Origin of the sequence: Cryobacterium inferilacus (assembly GCF_019599185.1) — a bacterium.
GTDB lineage: Bacteria > Actinomycetota > Actinomycetes > Actinomycetales > Microbacteriaceae > Cryobacterium > Cryobacterium inferilacus.
The window spans coordinates 117,916-135,970 of record NZ_JAIEUL010000004.1; the positions used below are offsets into that span (position 1 = coordinate 117,916).

Consider the following 18,055-nt stretch of genomic DNA (forward strand, 5'->3'; position numbering starts at 1 on the left):
TCACAGCGAGCCGCCGATGAGGGTGATGACCTCGGAGCGTGCGGCCGGTTCGGCGAGCTGACCGCGGGTGGCCATGGTCACGGTGGTGCTGTGCGCCTGCCGCGGACCCCTGGTGGTGACGCAGCCGTGGCTGGCATCGAGCATCACGAGCACCCCGCGCGGTGCCAGGCCGGTCTCGAGGGCGTCGGCAATCTCCTCGGTCAGGCGTTCCTGCAGCTGGGGCCTCGCCGCGATGGTCGCGACGACGTCGGCGAGCTTGCCGAGGCCCACGATGCGCTCCCCCGGCAGGTAGGCCAGATGGGCGGTGCCCAGGAACGGCAGCAGGTGGTGTTCGCAGACCGAGCGGAATTCGATGTCGCGCAGCAGCACGAGGTCGCCGGTGCGGTCCCCGACCGGCACGGTGTCGCGCAGGTGCTCCAGTGGGTCACGGCCGATGCCGGCGAAGAACTCGGCGTACGCCGCCGCCACCCGCTGGGGGGTGGACTCGAGGCCGGCCCGGCCGGGATCCTCACCGATGGCGGCGAGGATCTCGGCGACGGCCGCCAGGACGCGTGGCTGGTCGACTCCCACGTGCGCCGTTCTACGCTGTTGCGGGGCGTGGTTTGCGAGCGGGCGCCAGCTTGGGTTTGTCGGACTCGCTGCCGCCGCTGGTCACTCCGCCGTCCACGGCGGCGCCGTCGATGGGCGCCTTCGGGGTGGGCATCGCGATCGGGGGAAGGTCGGAGACCGGGCGCTTGTCGCTGGAGAGCCATTGCGGGCGCGGCGGCAGCTTCTCGACACCGGCGAAGATCTCCACCAGCGCGGTCTGGTCGAGCGTCTCGTGTTCGAGCAGCTTCGCGGCCAGGTCGTCGAGGATGGCGCGGTTGGCGTTGATCACCGAGTATGCCTCGTCGTGCGCGGCCTCGAGCAGCTGTCGCACCTCGGTGTCCACCCGTTCGGCGAGCCGCTCGGAGTAGTCCCGCTGGTGGCCCATGTCGCGACCGAACATCATCTCGCCGGACGCTGAACCGAGCTTGAGCGGTCCGACATTGGAGCTCATGCCGAATTCGGTGACCATCTTGCGGGCCGTGGCGGTGGCCTTCTCGATGTCGTTGGACGCACCGGTGGTGGGGTCGTGGAAGATGATTTCCTCGGCGACCCGACCGCCCATGGCGTAGGCGAGCTGGTCGAGGAGCTCGTTGCGCGACACCGAGTAGCGGTCCTCGAGCGGCATCACCATGGTGTAGCCGAGGGCACGCCCGCGGGGCAGGATGGTGATCTTGGTGACCGGGTCGGTGTTGCGCATCGCCGTGGCCACGAGTGCGTGACCGCCCTCGTGGTACGCGGTGATGAGCTTCTCCTGGTCGCGCATCACGCGGGTGCGGCGCTGCGGTCCGGCCATCACCCGGTCAACGGCCTCGTCGAGGGCGCGGTTGTCGATCAGCTGCGCGTTGGAACGCGCGGTGAGCAGCGCGGCCTCGTTGAGCACGTTCGCCAGGTCGGCGCCGGTGAAGCCGGGGGTCTTGCGGGCGAGGACTTCGAGGTCGACGCCTGCGGCCATCGGCTTGCCCTTGGAGTGCACCTCGAGGATGCGCTTGCGGCCGAGCATGTCCGGCGCGTCAACACCGATCTGGCGGTCGAAGCGTCCGGGGCGCAGCAGAGCGGGGTCGAGGATGTCCGGCCGGTTGGTGGCGGCGATGAGGATCACATTGGTCTTGACGTCGAAGCCGTCCATCTCGACCAGCAGCTGGTTGAGGGTCTGCTCGCGTTCGTCGTGGCCACCGCCCATTCCGGCGCCGCGGTGACGGCCGACGGCGTCGATCTCGTCGACGAAGATAATTGCAGGAGAGTTCTCCTTGGCCTGCTGGAACAGATCGCGCACCCGGCTGGCGCCGACACCGACGAACATCTCGACGAAGTCGGAGCCGGAGATGGAGTAGAACGGTACGCCGGCCTCGCCGGCGACGGCCCTGGCGAGCAGGGTCTTACCGGTTCCTGGAGGGCCGTACAGCAGCACACCCTTCGGGATCCGGGCACCGACGGCCTGGAACTTGGCCGGCTCCTTGAGGAAGTCTTTGATCTCCTGCAGTTCTTCGATCGCCTCGTCGGCGCCGGCGACGTCGCTGAAGAACACCTGCGGGGTCTCCTTGGAGACCAGCTTGGCCTTGGACTTGCCGAACTGCATGACCTTGTTTCCGCCGCCCTGCATGCCGGAGAGCATCAGCCAGAAGAACGCACCGATCAGCAGCACGGGCAGCAGGATGCCGAGCAGCGACAGGAACCAGCTCGCCTGCGGTACCTCGTCGGTGAAGCCGTCCTCGGGGTCTGCGGCGGTGACGGCGTCGACGACCTCTTCGCCGCGGGGGGTGACGTAGTAGAACTGCACCTGCTCGCCGTAGGTCGAATCAGCGGTGCTGAGGGTGAGGTCAACGCGCTGGTCGCCGTCGACGATCTTCGCCTCGGCGACCTTCCCGTCCTTGAGGAAATCCAAACCCTGCTGGGTGGAGATCTCACGGAAGCCAGACATGGTGAGGAGGCTCGACCCTACCCACACGGCGATGACCGCGAGGATGATGTAGAGGAGCGGCCCGCGCAGAAGTTTCTTGACGTTCATGGTGGTCACAGGCTACCGCTCTCGTACTGGGGGAACACCGAGTGTTCGCCCAAAGGTGAACTGGAGGACGTCGTGCGGTGGAGCCTATTCGCCGGTTGAGTATACGTGGGGTGCGAGCACCCCGACGCTGCGGAGGTTGCGGTACTTCTCCGCGTAGTCGAGACCGTAGCCGACGACGAACTGGTTGGGGATGTCGAAACCGAGGTATTTCACGTCGATCTCGACGCGGGCGGCGTCGGGCTTACGCAGCAGGGCGCAGATTTCCAGCGATGCGGGCCCGCGCGACTTGAGGTTGGCCATCAGCCAGGACAGGGTGAGGCCGGAGTCGATGATGTCTTCAACGATGAGCACGTGGCGGCCGTGCAGGTCGGTGTCGAGGTCCTTGAGGATCCGCACGACGCCGCTGGACTGGGTGCCGGAGCCGTAGGAGCTGACGGCCATCCAGTCCATGGTGACCGGGTGCACGAGCTCGCGGGCCAGGTCGGCCATCACCATGACCGCACCCTTGAGCACACCCACCAGGAGCAGGTCCTGACCGGCGTAGTCCGCTTCGATCTGCCGCGACATCTCTGCCAGGCGAGCCCGGATCTCGGTCTCTTCGATCAGGATTTCGGTGAGGTCGCCGTCAATGTCACGAGGTTCCATGGGAGCGGAAGAGTCCTTTGTTAGGTGGGTCGAGGAGCAGAAAACACGAGCGTTCCCCCCAGACGTTCCACTCTAACGCCTGGTAGGTCCAGTGCCTTCTGTCCGTGCCACTGCGTCACCAGCCGGGCGACGGCGAGGGTGTGGCTGCGTTCGAGGGTCACTCCGAACTCCGTCTCGGCAACCTGGCGGATGATCCGGTGGGCGAGGGCCGGCGGGTGGCCGGCGAGTACGAGGGCAGACACACCGATGCCCGTCTCGGCCGGCCGGATGCTGTCCGCCACGAGTGCGGGCACCAGGGCGTCGAGGGCGTCGGCGTCCTCCCTGAGCGTCTCGGCGGTGCGGGCGAGGGCTTCCGCGATGCCGGGGCCGAGCTCGTTCTCGAGCATCGGCAGCACCCGGTCTCGCACCCGCACCCTGGCGTACCTCGCGTCGGAGTTCTGCGGGTCGGTCCAAGCGTGCAGGCCCGCGTCGAGGCAGGCCTGTCGGGTCTGGGCCCTGCGGATGCCCAGCAACGGCCGCCGGAACGGCCCGCTGATCGCGGCCATCCCCTGCAGGCTCCTCGCACCCGAACCGCGGGCCAGGCCCAGCAGCACGGTCTCGGCCTGGTCGTCGAGGGTGTGCCCCAGAAGCACCGTGGCAGCGCCCGTGTCGGCGAGGGCCGCATCGAACGCGGCGTAGCGGGCGGCGCGGGCGGCGGCCTCGGGGCCGTCGCCGGCATCCGTCACCCGCACCGGCAGCACCAGCACCGGGTCCAGGCCGAGCTCGGCGGCCTGCCTGGCTGCGGCGGCGGCGATCTCGGCTGAGCCGGCCTGCAGCCCGTGGTCGATGATCACGGCGCCGGCACGGAGCCCGGCCCGCTGGGCCTCGAACGCCGTCGCGGCGGCGAGGGCCAGGGAGTCCGCTCCCCCGCTCAGGCCCACCAGCACCAGGCCGGTCTCGGGCAGGTGCGCCCGCACGGCGCGACGCAGGTCGGCGATGGCCGGCGTCAGTCGCGGGCGGCGGGAAGACTTCATCCAGTAACGTTATCCGCAGACTTCGACACAAGGGAGATACCAGGCCATGGCCGAATACGACGCAGTCATTGAAATCCCACGCGGTAGCCGCAACAAGTACGAGGTGGACCACGAAACCGGTCGGGTCTACCTCGACCGGGTGCTGTACACGAGCTTCGTGTACCCGACCGACTACGGGTTCTTCGAGAACACCCTGGGCCTGGACGGCGACCCCGTCGACGTCCTGGTGCTGCTCGACTTCCCGCTGTTCCCCGGCGTCGGCGTGTCCGTGCGCCCCGTCGGTGTCTTCAATATGACCGACGACGGCGGCTCAGACGCCAAGGTCATCGCCGTTCCGGCCGGCGACCCGCGCTGGGAGCACATCCAGGACGTCACCGACATCCCGGAGTACACCCGCAAGGAGATCGAGCACTTCTTCGAGCACTACAAGGACCTTGAACCCAACAAGTGGGTCAAGACCGAGGGCTGGGGCGACGCTGCCGAGGCCGACCAGATCGTACGGGACGGGCTCAAGAAGCTCGTCGACGAGGGTCACTGACCTCTCGCACCATCGATACGACAGAAGCCGCTTCCGAATGGAAGCGGCTTCTGTCGTTGTGCGCCCAGGCCGGGTCGGTCAGGTGCGCTCAGGTCAGGACGGCCGGCCCACGTACGGCGCGACCTCGCCGGGTGACCAGATGCTGTGCACCCGCACCGGCGCGGTGGGGTTGGGCGCCTCGAGGATCTGCCCACCTCCCAGATAAATCGCCACGTGGTAGTAGTTGCCCGGCACGCCCCAGAAGACCAGGTCGCCCACGCGGGCGTTGGCGAAGGAGACGAGCTTGCCCTGTCCGGCCATGGTGTTGTACTGGTTGGTCGCGGAGTGGCTGCCGATGTAGATGCCGGCTGCCGCGTAGGCGGCCTTGGTCAGACCAGAGCAGTCCCAGACATCCGGGCCGGAACCGCCGAGGGCGTAGGCGTCGCCCAGTTGCGACCGGGCAAAGCCGACGGCCGTGGCGACGGCGGAGGCGTTCGGCGCCGGGGCGGAAACCTCGATCGGGGCGGATCCTGACGATGCCGGAGCGCTGGCCGGCTGCTCGGCCGGCGCGGCCGGCGCTGGCGCTGCGGGTGCTGGCGCGGCGGGTGCCGGAGCCGCCGGAGCGGGGGCAGCGGGGGCCGGTGCGGCAGGCGCGGGGGCTGACGGGGTCGGGGCCGCCGGCGCAGGAGCCGCGGGAGCGGGCGCAGCCACTGCGGGAGTCTTCGCCGGAGTCTCTGCTACCGGTGTGGACGGCGCCTCAGGGGCGGACTCCCTGGGCGGGTCGTTGGCCACATCGGCGGCAGCGGCAGCTGCGGCAGCCTGGGCCTTCGCGAAAGCGGCCGCGGCGGCGGCCGCGTTCAATCCGGTCTGGTACTCCCGTTCGGCCTCGGCGGTCGTGTCTTTGAGCAGGGCCAGCTGCTCGTACAGTTCGGCCGACTTCTTCAGCTCCACGTCGAGCGCGGCCTGGGCTCCCACGGCGGCGACGTTCGCCGAGGCGTACTTGACCTGGGCTTCTTCGCTCAGTCGTTTGCGCTCCGCGGTGGCCGCGGCGGCCTGGGCGATGAGGGACTCCGCCGTGTTCTTGTCCTGCACGGCCTGCCGGTAGGTGGTCTCGGACTGTTCGCTGAGTTTGCTGGCGGTGCCGAGTTGGCCGAGCAGGTCATCCGCAGTGTTGCCGTTCATGAACAGGGTGAGCGAGAGATCCTGCGCGCCGGTCTTGGCCAGGTGGGCGGCGATCAGACCGGCCCGCATCTTCGAGGTGTCTGCCGCTGTCTGTGCGACGGCCGACTGCTTGTTCAGGCTCTCCTCGCGGGCCGTCGCCGCGTCGAGGTCGTCCTGGGTGATCCGGTAGTCCTCTGCGGCGATCTGCGAGGTGCGGGTGGCGCCGGCCGAGGAGACCTGCAGGCTATCGAGCAGGCCGGTCAGGTTCTCGATCTCCGCGGCCTTGGTGGCTTCGCTCTCCTTGGCCTTGGTGACCTCGTCCCAGCTGGGGAAGTCTTCCTCAGCGAACGCAGGTGCCACGGCACCGGTGGCGGCCGTGACGGATCCGATCACGACGGCCGACAACAGCGCTGCCGAGTTGCGACGTGTGCGGCGAGTGGAGGTGTTATCAGCCAATCGGTGCTCCCCTGTCGGACATGAATGGAACTGCGTTGATCCGGTTGCCGCCGGTGCGCACCTCGTAGTGCAGGTGGCAGCCGGTTGAAGCGCCGGTGGTGCCGGAGCTGGCGATGTTCTGGCCCACGTCGACGCGCTGGCCGACCGAGACGAAGATACCGCCATCGCGGATGTGCGCGTAACCGGTTTCGACACCGTTTCCGTGGCTGATCAGTACGAAGTTTCCGTACGTGCCGTACCGGCCTGCGTAGGTCACGGTTCCGGTGGCCCCGGCGTAGATGGGGGCGCTGCAGCCGGTGCCGATGTCGGTGCCGTAGTGGTAACCACCGCTGCAGCTGCCACCGCCGCAGAGGACGGCGCGGGGGCCGTAGCCTGCGGTGATGCGGCCGCCGGCGGGAACCGCCCAGCCCTGCCCGCCGATGCGACCGCCGGCCAGGCCCGCTCCCGGCGAACCCGTGGCCACTCCGCTGGACGAACCGGAGGAGGCGGCGGCCGACGCCGCGGCGGCCGACGCCGCCGCAGCGGCGATGGCGGCCTGCCTGGCCCGCTCGGCTTCCTCAGCCGCGATCCGGGCACGTTCGATCACGCCGGCCTGGTAGCCGGCGGCCGTGGTGGCTTCGGCGTCCTGCATGAACTGGAGCTGCGCTTCGAGCTCGAGGCCCTTGGCTTCGGATTCCGCCAGGGCGCCTGCGGCGGCGTCAGCGGCCTCCTGGGCGGCCGCCATGGCGGCCTCAGCGGCGATCCGCAGGGTCTCCCGCTCGGCCTGAGCGATGGTTGCCTGGTCGCCGAGCGACTGGGCGGTGTTGTTCGCGGTCTGGGCCTGGTCATAGACGTCGGTGCTGCGTTCGACGAGCTTGCTCATGCTGCCGAGCTTCGACAGCAGTTCGTCGGCGTCTTCGCCGCTCTCCTGACCGTCGATGAAGAGGTTCACGCTGAGGTCGCTGCCACCGGTGCGGTAGAGCTGAGCGGCGAGCTGGCCGGCCTGCCTGGTGGCCGCATCCGCCTCGGTCTTGCTGGCATCGGCCTGGGTCTGCAGGTCGGAGGCGCGCATGCTGGCGTCGTCGAACTTCGCCTGGGCAACCTGCAACTCGAGTCCGCGCGCCTCGGCCTCGGCCTGGGTGCGGGTGAGTTCGGTCTGCAGTCCGGCGATGGCGTTCTGAATCTCGGTGACCTGGTTCGCCGCGGACGCGGTGTTCGACTTCGCGTTCTGCAGGTCTTCCCAGCTCGGGTAGTCGATGGCCTGGGCCGGGCTGATCGGGCTGGCGAGTGTCACCGCAAGGGCGAGGGCGGCGACGAATCCGGTCACTCCCATGCCCACCCGTCTGGCGGAGCCGTCGGTCGGGCCGTGCTGCGTGCGGGGGGTCGGTCGCATCCGGTGCAGACCAGCCTTCATGCGGCTGATCACGGTTGCCGTGCGCTTCATAACTCCCCGATCGGGCTTTCGTTAGTCACATCCGTCACTGTGGTAACACTCGTCACAATAACAAACCCGGCTGAGGACCCGGGCTTCCACCAAAATGTAACCCGCGACACAGCCAAAACCCGAACCATTTGCGGGCGCGGTGCAAAAGCGACACGCCGAAGCGGCTGAGCGCGGCACCCGCGTTCAGGCCCGGAATTACGGGGCAGAGCGCCCCTCGGCCGCTCGCGGCCACTCGGTTCGCGCGGGCCGATTTGGGCATTCCGGCTTTTCCATCTTATGATTATGCGTCGGAAGTTCTCAGCTTCTGAAAACAGCAAGGCCCCATCGTTTAGCGGCCTAGGACGGCGCCCTTTCACGGCGTTAACACGGGTTCGAATCCCGTTGGGGCTACGCATACTGTAGGTTGTACACGGCACGAAAAGTAAGACAGAAACACCAGCACGATCGCAACACAAGTTTCACAGTTTGGCCCTGTAGCGCAGTTGGTTAGCGCGCCGCCCTGTCACGGCGGAGGTCGCCGGTTCAAGTCCGGTCAGGGTCGCCAAGGCGACAAGCCCTTTCGAAAGAAGGGGCTTTTCGTCCTTTCGAAGGCGTCTCTTGCAGTCGTCATCGAGGCCCTGTAGCTCAGTTGGTAGAGCGTTCGACTGAAAATCGAAAGGTCACCGGATCGACGCCGGTCGGGGCCACTTGGCCATCTACGGGCTTCTACCGTAGGTGGCCTTTTTTTGTGCCCGCGAACAGTCCGGTTGACCGGTGTCCGGGTTTCCTGGCTCAGCTCACAGCGCGCGGTCAGATTTATGCGACGATCGGTGCATGAAGCGCTCCGCATCCGCACATCTCGAGCTGGAGGCCCTCGGGCCCGCCGAGCTGGTCCTGTCCGTCACCGTCGCCGCGGATGCCGACGCCACCGAGTTGCTCCGCATCGTGCAGAACGGCCAGACGCTGCCATACCGGGAGACTCTCGACCAGCACGGCACCCGCCTGCAGCTCATCTCGGTGCAGGCCGGCCGGATCGACATCGACTACACGGTGGAGGTCAGCGGTGCGACCGCAGCCCCCGAGGTGAGCGATATCGACATCGTGCGCTACCTGCGGCCCAGCCGGTACTGCGAGTCCGATCACCTGTGGCCCACCGCCCAGGCCGAGTTCCGCGGGCTCACCGGCATCGCCCTGCTCGACGCGATCACCTCCTGGGTCGGCAGTCACCTCAGCTACGTTCCCGGTGCCAGCCTGCCGACGGATGGTGCGGTGCGCACCCTGCTGGCCAGGCAGGGCGTCTGTCGGGACTACGCGCACCTCGTCATCGCGTTCCTCCGCGCCCACGACGTGCCCGCCCGACTGGTGTCGGTCTACGCACCCGGGTTGTCGCCGATGGACTTCCACGCCGTCGCCGAGGCCTATGTCGACGGCGCCTGGCAGGTGGTCGACGCGACCGGGCTCGCACCGCGGCAGTCGCTGATGCGCATCGCGACCGGCCGGGATGCCGCCGATACGGCGTTCCTGTCGTCGGCGGGCGCCGCTGTTCTGCTCAACGTGCTCACCGTCACCGCCGTCGCCGACGTGCTCCCCCGCGACGACGTGACGCAGCCGGCACGGCTGGGCTGAGCGCCGCCTCTCCGATGGGCAGCCGTGCGGGGTGGCGCCCAGGAGAAAGGTCAGTAGTATCTGGCCATGGATCGGAAGAGCGAACCATCTGCGCACGTGTCAGTGCATCCCATCACCGACCGGGATCTCCCCGAGGTAGCCCGGTTACTCGGTGAGCATTTCCCGCCCGATACCCCGACGGATCAGTGGGCTGACGCCTGGCTCGCCACTGTGAACCGCCCAGGGAGCACCGCGCCCAACCATGGCTTCCTGTTGCGCGCCGACGGCAGAGTCGTCGGCGCATACCCTGCCATCTACTCGACCCGGGTCATCAACGGCCGCCTGGAACGCTTCTGTAATCTTGCGGTCTGGTTCACGGCACCCGAGTACCGGTCCTCCAGCATCCGGATGGTCCGCGCGGTCCTGGGTCAGCACGACCTCACCTTCACCGACCTTTCTCCGATCGACGTGGTGCAGAAGCTCAACCTGAGGCTCGGCTTCGTCTACCTGGACACGGCCACGGTCGCCGTTCCCCATCTGCCGTGGATCGGACAGACGCGTGCACGGGTGACCGATGACCCAGCGGTCATCGAGGCGACGCTGCCAGAGCCCGTTCGCACCTATTATGCGGATCACGCTGAGTGCCGTTGGGCACGGCACGTGCTTCTCGTCCGCGGCGACCAATCCTGCTATGTCGTCTGGCGGAGGTATCGGATCAAACGCCTCCCCCTGTTCGCCTCTGTCCAGTACATCAGTAATCCCGCCGTGTTCCGCGAATCGTTCGGCGCTCTGGCGCGCTATCTTCTCCTCCACCACGGCACGGTGGCAACCATCGTGGAAGACCGACTGACGTCAGGCGGCATCCGCCCCTCCCTCCGTATGCCGCGATCCAGGCAGCGGATGTTTCGAAGCTCAACGGTTGGCCCTGAGCACATCGACTACCTGTACAGCGAGATAACGAGCGCGCCGTAGCGGGTTCACCCGGCCACGTTGACCTGGCTCGGATAGTGGCTAGTATCTGGCCATGAATCGGAAAAGTGCACCGTCTCCGCCGGCATCGGTGCACCCCATCACCGACCAGGACCTCCACGAGGTTGGACTAGCCAGGGCTCAGCACTGGCCGCCACGCATTCCGGCGGATCAATGGGCGATGGCCTGGCGCGCGACTGTGAACCTCCCCGGCAGCAGCGCACCCAACCATGGCTTCCTCTTGCGGGCCGATGATCGGGTCGTCGGCGCGTACCTGGCGATCTACTCGACCCGGTCGATCAACGGCCACCTGGAACGATTCTGCAACCTCTATGACTGGTTCACGGTCCCCGAATACCGGACTCACAGTCTCAGCATGGTGAGAGCCATCGTGGGACAGCGGGACGTCACCTTCACGGACCTCACCCCGATCGAACCGGTTCAGAAGCTCAACCTTCGGCTGGGTTTCAGCTATCTCGAGACCGCCGCGGCTGCAATCCCCCACCTGCCGTGGATCGGCCTGGCGCGGGCACGAATAAGCGCAGATCCAGCGGTAATCGCGTCAACTCTGAGTGGGGACGTACGCACCTACTTCGAGGACCACCTCGACTGCCACAGGTCCCGGCACCTGGTGCTGATCCGTGGCGACCAGTCCTGCTACGTCATCTGGAGCAGGCATCGCATCAAACGCATCCCCCTGTTCGTGTCCATCCAGTACATCAGCAACCCCTCCTTGTTTCGCGAGTCGATCGGCTCGCTCGCACGCTACTTTCTCCTCCGCCAGGGCACAGTCGCCACCATTGTCGAAGACCGACTGACCGCCGGGCGCATCCATCCCTCCGTCCGCATGCCACGATCCAGGCAGCGGATGTTCAGGAGCTCGACGGTCAGCCCAGACGGCATTGACTACCTGTACAGCGAGATCACCTTCGCGCCGTAATCAGCTGTCGGTCCCTGAGTTTCGGTCTGGCAGACGCATCCCCCGAACCGGGGCATACTGATGTCGACCAGGAGCACTGAACACACCGACAACCACTCGGGACGGTAGCCATGACTCACCAGACAGCCTCGATAGCCTCCACCGCCGACGTCGATCCCGCCGCAACGATCGGCAGCGATGTCACCATCTGGCACCTGGCGCAGGTCAGGGAGAACGCCCACGTAGGCTCGGGATGCAGCCTGGGCCGGGGAGCGTATGTCGGTCCAGGGGTCGTTCTCGGTGCGAACTGCAAGGTGCAGAATTACGCCCTGATCTACGAGCCGGCAGTGTTGGGTGACGGCGTCTTCGTCGGGCCGGCGGCGGTCCTCACCAATGACACCTTCCCCCGTGCGATCAACGCCGACGGGACCAGGAAGGGCGCCGCAGACTGGGACGCGGTCGGTGTTGTCGTCGGCGCAGGTGCGTCGATCGGCGCGCGTGCCGTCTGCATCGCTCCGGTCACCATCGGTCGGTGGGCGTTGGTGGCTGCCGGGGCGGTCGTGACCCGGGACGTTCCGGACTACGCCGTGGTCGTCGGCGCTCCCGCCCGGCAGGTCGGCTGGGTCGGCGAAGCGGGACTCCCGCTCGTCCAGACCGGTGACCTCTTCACCTGCCCTGGCACCGGCATCCGCTACCGGGAGGTCGACGGCACGCTGAGAGCCCTCCCCGCCTAACCCCCCAAAGGGGCCACAGCGAACGGCGACGAACGAGGATACTCTCGCCGAGCAAGACCTGAGAGAGCCCGTTCTGTCACTCAAGCTGCAGGGAAAGTGTGAATATGTCCTCCTCCGACCGGCGAGACGCAGGCGACGTCGATCGCACCACGGCGTGCGGCCCCGTGGGATCGGTCTGCTGCCGATGACTGTTCCCGACATTCTGACTGCCATGGTCCGACGGTGGTATGTCCCGCTCGGCGTGTTCGGCTGCGCAGCCCTTGTCACCCTGCTTCTCCTCCGGGACGGGGGCATCTACACCACGAGCCCGGTCGTGACCTTCATGCGCCCGACGGCCACGAGCCTGTCGCCGCACAATGGGACGGACGACTCGAGCGTCGTCGCATTTGCGGGGGCTGTCGTCACCGCGGTCAACAAGGGAAGAGCCCCCGCACCGTATTCGATGGCAAGCGCCCCGTACTACGGGGCCGGTATTCGCGAAGGCATCCGGGTCGACCTGGCTGACGCAGGCAATCAGTGGTCGTCCACATTCAGCAGGTCCGATGTCGAGATCAGGATCGTCGGGCGCTCCTTGAGCTGGGTCGAGGCGAAACAAGACGAGATGGTCGACCTGGTCACGGGCTTCGCCGCCGCCGAGCAGGCCGTCCTCGAGGTTCCGGGAGAGAGTCGGATCACCGCGAGCGTCGCGCCGCTCACCACTCAGATCGAGCACATCGTCCCGTCCAGGGGAAACCAGCTTGCTGCCGCAGCCGCAATGCTTGCAGTCGCCCTCATCCTGAGCGGCTGGGGCTCGATCACGGTCGACCGCCGGCTGTCCCGCCGGGGTGCCACGACAGCCCAGACACAGGCACCATCGCGCCGCATTCTGGAAGGAACGTCATCATGAATCTCGTCGACACGCTCCGTGGGCTCTGGCGACGCTGGTACATCGTCATTCCCGGCATGCTCCTCACGGCAGCAGCAGCAGCGGGCGCCTGGAGCATGATTCCGCCCGGCTACGAACGGTCCTCCACACAACTCCTCATTCCAGGCGCTCTGAGCATGCCGGACGGAGCGAATCCATATCTGTTCCTCGGCGGTCTCTCGCCGGCGGCCGATGTACTCGTTCGAGCGGTCGGCTCAGAAAATACCAGGAACGAGCTCGTGGCGGACTACCCCGACGTGGAGATCGAGATCCTACGGGACACCTCGACGGCGGGGCCGGTCATCCTGATCGCGGTCACAGCAGCCAGCGACGGTGACGCCAGAGAAGTCCTGGAACTTCTCGTGGACCGAACCGGAACCGTGCTCGACGAGCTACAGGAGACCGAGAACATCAGGGCGGAGAATCGCGTGACCCTCCTTCCCATCACCGTGGACAGTCAGAGCGTCCTGGACCAGCGGAGCCGATTCATCGCGGTCGCAGCCACCGGCCTCGTGGGCATGACGCTCACCCTCCTCCTCGCGGGCTTGGCGGAGGGGTGGAGCGCGAGCCGCGCGAGACGCAGGAAGGGGGACGACCAGCCCTCCGATCCCGGGCAATACGATCAGGGCGAAGCGACTGCCGAGGAGGGAGTCCTCGCCACCACGCCGGCCGCGCCGCCCAGGACGTTGGACGGACCGGAATATGACTCGGAGCGGGACATGACCGCTGCCCCCGCCCGCAGCGTCAGGTAAGTCCGATGCGCTCAGCACGCCCGCCCTCTCCCCGGCAGGAAACGCGGCGGAGCAGCGCCGGTCGACACGGTGGCGACGCCGTGATGATGCTGACAATCTATCTGGTGCTGCTCCTGGGGATTCCGTCCGGTGTGGTGGTCACCGCTCTGGGGGCGCTCGGTCACCCGTCCCTGATGTGGGGTCTCGTCCTGCTGGGCTGGTGGGCCATCACTCGGCTTCAGCTGCCGGTCTCCATCGGCAGAACACCGATCTCCCAGCCGGTCCGTGTCGCCTTCGTCGTCTTTCTGGTGGTTGTCCTCCTCAGCTTCACCGCCGCCATGCTGCGTGGGCAGCCCGACGATCAGGAGAGCCCCGCTGTCACGGCACTCGTCCGCATGCTGTCGTGGGCGGGCGTGCTGTTCGTCGCGATTGACGGCATCCGCACCGTGCACAGTCTGGCCCGGATGGCCCGCCGCATCGTCATCGGTGCCGGGCTGCTCGCCGCCCTCGGTCTCGCGCAGTTTCTCACCGGATCGCCACTGGTCGATTTCTTCGGGTCGATTCCCGGTCTGACTGCGGAAGGGGGCCTCGGAGAGCGTGCCGGGATCGTCCGCTCGTCGGGAACAGCGATCCACCCCCTCGAATACGCAACGGCGCTCAACGCCGCCCTCCCACTCGTCATCGCCGCCGCGTTGTCTCGAGGTTTCCGATCGCGCCAGTCCGGCGGAAACCTGGCGTGGTGGCTGCCCGTCTGCCTGATCGCCGTCTCGGCATTGGTGTCGGTATCGCGTTCAGCCATCATCGGCCTCGCGCTCGCGGTGATCCTGATGATTCCGGCGGTTCCGGCACGGTACCGAACCATCGTCATCGGCGCCGGCGTCGGCGTCGCCTTTGCGACTTTCGCGCTGATGCCCGGTCTGCTGTCGACGACCGTGAAGCTGTTCTCCGGCGCGGCCACCGACCCCAGCACGCAGTCTCGAACGAATGCGCTGGAACGGGTCCCTGAGTTCATGTCCACCTCTCCCGTGGTTGGTTCCGGGTTCGGGATATTCCTTCCCAGGTACTACATTTTCGACAATCAGTGGGTGCTCATTGCAATCGAAGTGGGCATTCTGGGGCTCCTGGCTTTTGCCGCGTTCTTCGTCGCGGGAATCTGGAGCGCCCTGCAATCTCGGCGTTCCACCACGCCAGACGTTCGACTACTGGGTCACGCCCTGGCCTTGTCGTTGTTCACGATCGCCATCCTCTTCGCCTTCTTCGACGGGCTCTCCTTCCCGATCGCGGGCGGCATGCTGTTCCTCCTGGCCGGTCTCTGCGGTAGCGTCCGCGCGATCGTGGCCGCTGAAGCGGTGTCGGACGTGTCGCCGTCCGCCCGCGAAACGCCGGGCGTACCGGTGGAGACCTGACCATGCGCCGCACACTCCTTGCCGGTGCACTTCTCGCCGCCGCGGCCGTCGTCGTCGCGGCCGGGGCATTCGCGATCCAGCAGTCCGGCTCCCGGCCAGCGGAAACGTCGGATTCCGCTGGAACCCCGTCGCCGGTGTCACCGGGCTCACCGACGCCGATTCCATCGCCAGGGACCACCGACTCGAGCCAGGCCGAGACTGGGGAGGCCGACACGGGCGATCGCGGCGAGGGCATCCCGAGTGGTGCCCCTGCCCCGGCCCCGGAGGAGACACCCCCGGGGGGAACGCCACCGGAAGGACCGCCCCCGGAAGGGACACTGCCGGCCCTGGTGTCATTGCCCCTGCCTGACACCGCCACCGCCGTCGGCTCGATCGTGGCCGGATTCCCGGCGGGTGTCATCCCCGAGCCGCCGGATTCCGTGGTCGAGGTGAGCTCAGTCGCTACCGAAGGCTCCCAGCTGCAGGCAGCCTTGTCGGGGCGAACGACCCTCACCGCCGACGAGGTGCTGGACTTCTACCGCACCGCCCTGGCCGAACTCGGGCTGTCCGACGCTCCGGCGCCGTCCGTCGACGGCTCCTCGGCGATCGCCTTCACCCGGGGGAACAACAGTGTCGCGCTCACCGTCTCACCGATCGAGGGCGGCTGTCGTTACGTGGTCTTCGGCACCTTCACCGCAGGGAGCTGACGAGATGTACATTTCCTTCTCTGACCGCAATGGCCGCGGGACCACACCGGACACTTTCACTCCTGGAGGATCGAAATCGGCGGCCAAGGTGTCCTCGGTCGTCGTCAGCCTGGGCATTGTGAGCATGCTCACCGACATCTCCTCGGAGTCCGTCTCGGCGATTCTCCCGCTCTACATCACCGGAGTGATCGGACTGTCAACTGTTGCCTACGGCTTCATCGATGGGCTGTACCAGGGCATCAGCGCATTCGTGCGCATTGCCGGCGGCTGGGCCGCCGACCGCGGTGACCAGCCCAAATGGATAGCCTTCTTCGGATACGGGGTCTCCGCGATTGCCAGGATCGGCCTCCTGTTCGCCTCGGGTTTCGGCGCTCTCGTCAGCGTCCTCGCCATCGACAGGCTCGGCAAGGGAGTGCGCACCGCACCGCGGGACGCACTGATCACGGCCTCCTCCAGCCCAGAGAACCTCGGCCGTTCCTTCGGCGTTCACCGGATGCTCGACACTGTCGGTGCGGCGGTCGGCCCGCTGTTGGCGTTCGTGATCCTCTTCTTCATCCCCGACGGATACAGCACGATCTTCGTGGTCTCGCTGGCCTGCGCGATCCTGGGTCTCGCCATCCTCGGCATCCTCGTTCCCAACACGCGGCCGCGCGCCGAACGGGCCGCCAGGGCCGCCGAGCGCCGGCCGGCAGTGCGCTTCCGGTGGCGTCAGCTGGCCGATCCCCGGCTTCGCCGCCTGCTGCTCGGCGCCGGGCTTCTCGGCATCCTGACGATCGGCGACGGTTTCATCTACCTTGTCCTGCAGAACAGGGGGGCGTTCGCTGCGGCGTGGTTCCCCCTCCTGTACGTGGGAACCAACGTCGCGTTCCTCCTCCTGGCGATCCCGCTCGGTCGGCTCGGCGATCGGTTCGGGCGCGGGCGCATCTTCATCATCGGCCACATCGCGCTGCTGGCCGCCTACGTGTGCGCGGCCCTTCCCGTCACCGGCGCGCCGGTGACGATCCTGTGTCTGGCCCTGCTCGGAACGTTCTACGCCGCGACCGACGGGATCCTTGCCGCCCTCGCCTCGGAGTGCGTACCGGTTGAGGCTCGTGCCAGCGGCATTGCGGCCGCCCAGACCGTCGTAGCCCTCGCCCGCCTGGTCGCGTCGACCGGATTCGGACTGCTCTGGTTCACGCTGGGGCGCGAGGAAGCGATGATTACCGCGGCTGTCGCGCTTGCGGCGGTGATCCCCGTCGTGGCGATCCTCCTTCGACCCGTGGCCACCCGGCAGCCGACTCGATGAGCAGCCGCGTCAGGGTCTGGCTGGTCACCGCCATCGGCGTCGTTCTGTTGGCCGGTGCCGCGGGGTACGGCATCGGGGCCTGGGCTGATCACCGCGACCGCGCCTCGGCGCCCAGCGAGGCGCAGTCCGTCACATCGGATGTTCATCCGGCCGGAGCACGGGTGGTCTTCCGCAATACCGCCAGTGGGGACGGCTACGGCCTGGTCGCATCCGTGCCCCTGTCCGATCCGTCGGCTGTGCGCACCGTTACCGGGCTGGCGTGCGACCGTGTCTACGCGACCGCCGACGTCCAGTCCTGCCTGCACACCAACCGAGGAGTCGTCACGACCTTCAATGCGACTGTGCTGGACTCGTCGGGCCGGGAAACTGATTCCTGGCCCCTGGCCGGGGTGCCCAGCCGCACGCGCATCTCCACCGACTCGCGGCTGGTCGCCGTCACGTCTTTCGTGACCGGCGAGTCGTACGCCACCGTCGGATTCGCCACCATGACGACAGTGTCACGGACCGACGGCAGCATGGACTATGGCAATCTCGAGGACTTCGCGCTGAGCGTCGACGGGGTGCCGATCACCGCTGCCGACCGCAACATCTGGGGCGTCACGTTCGACGATGACGACAACACCTTCTTCGCCACGGCCGCATCAGCCAACCGCACCTGGCTGGTACGCGGGGATCTGACCGCGAGAACTCTGATCGCCATCAGGGACACCGCCGAATGCCCGTCGCTGTCGCCCGACGGGGCGCGCATCGCTTACAAAAAAAGGGTGTCCTCTGGCGGCGCCCCGACGTGGTCGATCGCCGTGCTGGATCTCGCGACCGGAACCGAGACGATCCTGCCCGAAGAACGCAACGTCGACGACCAGGTCGAGTGGCTGGACAACGACACCCTCCTCTACGGCCTCGCCCGGGCGGACGAGGCCGGCGACAGCGACGTCTGGTCGGTGTCAGCGGACGGGTCGACCGGGCCCTCGGTTTTCCTTTCCCACGCGTGGTCGCCGTCCATCGTGCGGTGACCGGGGAGAGAGGCCT

General features: G+C 67.4%; 17 protein-coding genes and 3 tRNA genes. 14 read left to right on the top strand and 6 right to left on the bottom strand.

Features of this window, described 5'->3' with window-relative positions:
* From folE to tilS, 4 genes are all read right to left on the bottom strand, one after another.
* Positions 1-570 carry a GTP cyclohydrolase I gene (folE, locus tag K2F54_RS05490; protein WP_220604848.1) on the bottom strand — a complete coding sequence of 190 codons (570 nt, stop codon included), beginning with the start codon at positions 568-570 and terminating at the stop codon, positions 1-3.
* A 10-nt stretch (positions 571-580) separates the two neighbouring features.
* The gene (gene ftsH / locus K2F54_RS05495) at positions 581-2,593 is read right to left on the bottom strand and encodes an ATP-dependent zinc metalloprotease FtsH (protein ID WP_220604849.1); all 2,013 of its coding nucleotides are present in this window, start codon (positions 2,591-2,593) and stop codon (positions 581-583) included.
* An 84-nt stretch (positions 2,594-2,677) separates the two neighbouring features.
* A complete protein-coding gene (gene hpt / locus K2F54_RS05500) occupies positions 2,678-3,238 on the bottom strand; it encodes a hypoxanthine phosphoribosyltransferase (protein WP_220604850.1) in 561 nt (186 codons plus the stop codon).
* Positions 3,239-3,258: 20 nt separating this feature from the next.
* On the bottom strand, positions 3,259-4,251 hold the full coding sequence (gene tilS / locus K2F54_RS05505; protein WP_220604851.1) for a tRNA lysidine(34) synthetase TilS: 993 nt from the start codon (positions 4,249-4,251) through the stop codon (positions 3,259-3,261).
* A gap of 46 nt (positions 4,252-4,297) precedes the next feature.
* On the opposite strand from tilS, the gene K2F54_RS05510 reads away from it, so the two are divergent.
* Positions 4,298-4,789 carry an inorganic diphosphatase gene (locus K2F54_RS05510; RefSeq protein WP_066597972.1) on the top strand — a complete coding sequence of 164 codons (492 nt, stop codon included), beginning with the start codon at positions 4,298-4,300 and terminating at the stop codon, positions 4,787-4,789.
* A 93-nt stretch (positions 4,790-4,882) separates the two neighbouring features.
* Here the strand turns inward: K2F54_RS05510 and K2F54_RS05515 are convergent, their stop codons facing one another.
* Positions 4,883-6,385 carry a C40 family peptidase gene (locus tag K2F54_RS05515; protein WP_220604852.1) on the bottom strand — a complete coding sequence of 501 codons (1,503 nt, stop codon included), beginning with the start codon at positions 6,383-6,385 and terminating at the stop codon, positions 4,883-4,885.
* Positions 6,378-7,808, bottom strand: coding sequence for a M23 family metallopeptidase (locus K2F54_RS05520; protein ID WP_220604853.1), 1,431 nt, complete (start codon positions 7,806-7,808; stop codon positions 6,378-6,380). Before K2F54_RS05520 ends, K2F54_RS05515 begins: the two co-directional genes overlap by 8 nt.
* A 317-nt stretch (positions 7,809-8,125) precedes the next feature.
* On the opposite strand from K2F54_RS05520, the gene K2F54_RS05525 reads away from it, so the two are divergent.
* The 13 genes from K2F54_RS05525 (at position 8,126) to K2F54_RS05585 (ending at position 18,039) form a co-directional block, all read left to right on the top strand.
* A tRNA-Glu gene (locus K2F54_RS05525) sits at positions 8,126-8,198 on the top strand.
* Between the two features lie 77 nt (positions 8,199-8,275).
* Positions 8,276-8,352 (top strand) — tRNA-Asp (locus K2F54_RS05530).
* 69 nt (positions 8,353-8,421) lie between these two features.
* A tRNA-Phe gene (locus tag K2F54_RS05535) sits at positions 8,422-8,494 on the top strand.
* Positions 8,495-8,621: 127 nt separating this feature from the next.
* Positions 8,622-9,413, top strand: coding sequence for a transglutaminase-like domain-containing protein (locus K2F54_RS05540; RefSeq protein WP_220604854.1), 792 nt, complete (start codon positions 8,622-8,624; stop codon positions 9,411-9,413).
* A gap of 66 nt (positions 9,414-9,479) precedes the next feature.
* Positions 9,480-10,364 (top strand): hypothetical protein, encoded by an 885-nt coding sequence (locus K2F54_RS05545; protein ID WP_220604855.1) that lies wholly within the window; start codon positions 9,480-9,482, stop codon positions 10,362-10,364.
* A gap of 52 nt (positions 10,365-10,416) precedes the next feature.
* The gene (locus K2F54_RS05550) at positions 10,417-11,301 is read left to right on the top strand and encodes a hypothetical protein (RefSeq protein WP_220604856.1); all 885 of its coding nucleotides are present in this window, start codon (positions 10,417-10,419) and stop codon (positions 11,299-11,301) included.
* 110 nt (positions 11,302-11,411) lie between these two features.
* Positions 11,412-12,014 carry an acyltransferase gene (locus K2F54_RS05555; RefSeq protein ID WP_220604857.1) on the top strand — a complete coding sequence of 201 codons (603 nt, stop codon included), beginning with the start codon at positions 11,412-11,414 and terminating at the stop codon, positions 12,012-12,014.
* A 184-nt stretch (positions 12,015-12,198) separates the two neighbouring features.
* Positions 12,199-12,900 carry a hypothetical protein gene (locus K2F54_RS05560; protein ID WP_220604858.1) on the top strand — a complete coding sequence of 234 codons (702 nt, stop codon included), beginning with the start codon at positions 12,199-12,201 and terminating at the stop codon, positions 12,898-12,900.
* On the top strand, positions 12,897-13,670 hold the full coding sequence (locus K2F54_RS05565; RefSeq protein ID WP_220604859.1) for a hypothetical protein: 774 nt from the start codon (positions 12,897-12,899) through the stop codon (positions 13,668-13,670). The genes K2F54_RS05560 and K2F54_RS05565 overlap by 4 nt, the downstream gene beginning before the upstream one ends.
* 5 nt (positions 13,671-13,675) lie before the next feature.
* Positions 13,676-15,055, top strand: a complete 1,380-nt coding sequence (locus K2F54_RS05570) for an O-antigen ligase family protein (RefSeq protein ID WP_220604860.1) — start codon at positions 13,676-13,678, stop codon at positions 15,053-15,055.
* Between the two features lie 2 nt (positions 15,056-15,057).
* Positions 15,058-15,741 (top strand): hypothetical protein, encoded by a 684-nt coding sequence (locus K2F54_RS05575; RefSeq protein WP_220604861.1) that lies wholly within the window; start codon positions 15,058-15,060, stop codon positions 15,739-15,741.
* A 4-nt stretch (positions 15,742-15,745) separates the two neighbouring features.
* Positions 15,746-17,026 carry an MFS transporter gene (locus K2F54_RS05580; RefSeq protein ID WP_220604862.1) on the top strand — a complete coding sequence of 427 codons (1,281 nt, stop codon included), beginning with the start codon at positions 15,746-15,748 and terminating at the stop codon, positions 17,024-17,026.
* The gene (locus tag K2F54_RS05585; protein WP_220604863.1) at positions 17,023-18,039 is read left to right on the top strand and encodes a TolB-like translocation protein; all 1,017 of its coding nucleotides are present in this window, start codon (positions 17,023-17,025) and stop codon (positions 18,037-18,039) included. Before K2F54_RS05580 ends, K2F54_RS05585 begins: the two co-directional genes overlap by 4 nt.
* Positions 18,040-18,055 lie beyond the last annotated feature (16 nt).

What these genes read in the sequence shown, in the direction of transcription:
- K2F54_RS05545 (WP_220604855.1), top strand. Translation starts at nt 9,480, where the DNA reads ATGGATCGGAAGAGCGAACCATCTGCGCACGTGTCAGTGCATCCCATC.
- K2F54_RS05560 (WP_220604858.1), top strand. Translation starts at nt 12,199, where the DNA reads ATGACTGTTCCCGACATTCTGACTGCCATGGTCCGACGGTGGTATGTC.
- K2F54_RS05565 (WP_220604859.1), top strand. Translation starts at nt 12,897, where the DNA reads ATGAATCTCGTCGACACGCTCCGTGGGCTCTGGCGACGCTGGTACATC.
- K2F54_RS05575 (WP_220604861.1), top strand. Translation starts at nt 15,058, where the DNA reads ATGCGCCGCACACTCCTTGCCGGTGCACTTCTCGCCGCCGCGGCCGTC.
- hpt (WP_220604850.1), bottom strand. Translation starts at nt 3,238, where the DNA reads ATGGAACCTCGTGACATTGACGGCGACCTCACCGAAATCCTGATCGAA.
- K2F54_RS05550 (WP_220604856.1), top strand. Translation starts at nt 10,417, where the DNA reads ATGAATCGGAAAAGTGCACCGTCTCCGCCGGCATCGGTGCACCCCATC.
- K2F54_RS05580 (WP_220604862.1), top strand. Translation starts at nt 15,746, where the DNA reads ATGTACATTTCCTTCTCTGACCGCAATGGCCGCGGGACCACACCGGAC.
- tilS (WP_220604851.1), bottom strand. Translation starts at nt 4,251, where the DNA reads ATGAAGTCTTCCCGCCGCCCGCGACTGACGCCGGCCATCGCCGACCTG.
- K2F54_RS05520 (WP_220604853.1), bottom strand. Translation starts at nt 7,808, where the DNA reads ATGAAGCGCACGGCAACCGTGATCAGCCGCATGAAGGCTGGTCTGCAC.
- K2F54_RS05570 (WP_220604860.1), top strand. Translation starts at nt 13,676, where the DNA reads ATGCGCTCAGCACGCCCGCCCTCTCCCCGGCAGGAAACGCGGCGGAGC.
- K2F54_RS05555 (WP_220604857.1), top strand. Translation starts at nt 11,412, where the DNA reads ATGACTCACCAGACAGCCTCGATAGCCTCCACCGCCGACGTCGATCCC.
- K2F54_RS05540 (WP_220604854.1), top strand. Translation starts at nt 8,622, where the DNA reads ATGAAGCGCTCCGCATCCGCACATCTCGAGCTGGAGGCCCTCGGGCCC.
- K2F54_RS05510 (WP_066597972.1), top strand. Translation starts at nt 4,298, where the DNA reads ATGGCCGAATACGACGCAGTCATTGAAATCCCACGCGGTAGCCGCAAC.
- ftsH (WP_220604849.1), bottom strand. Translation starts at nt 2,593, where the DNA reads ATGAACGTCAAGAAACTTCTGCGCGGGCCGCTCCTCTACATCATCCTC.
- K2F54_RS05585 (WP_220604863.1), top strand. Translation starts at nt 17,023, where the DNA reads ATGAGCAGCCGCGTCAGGGTCTGGCTGGTCACCGCCATCGGCGTCGTT.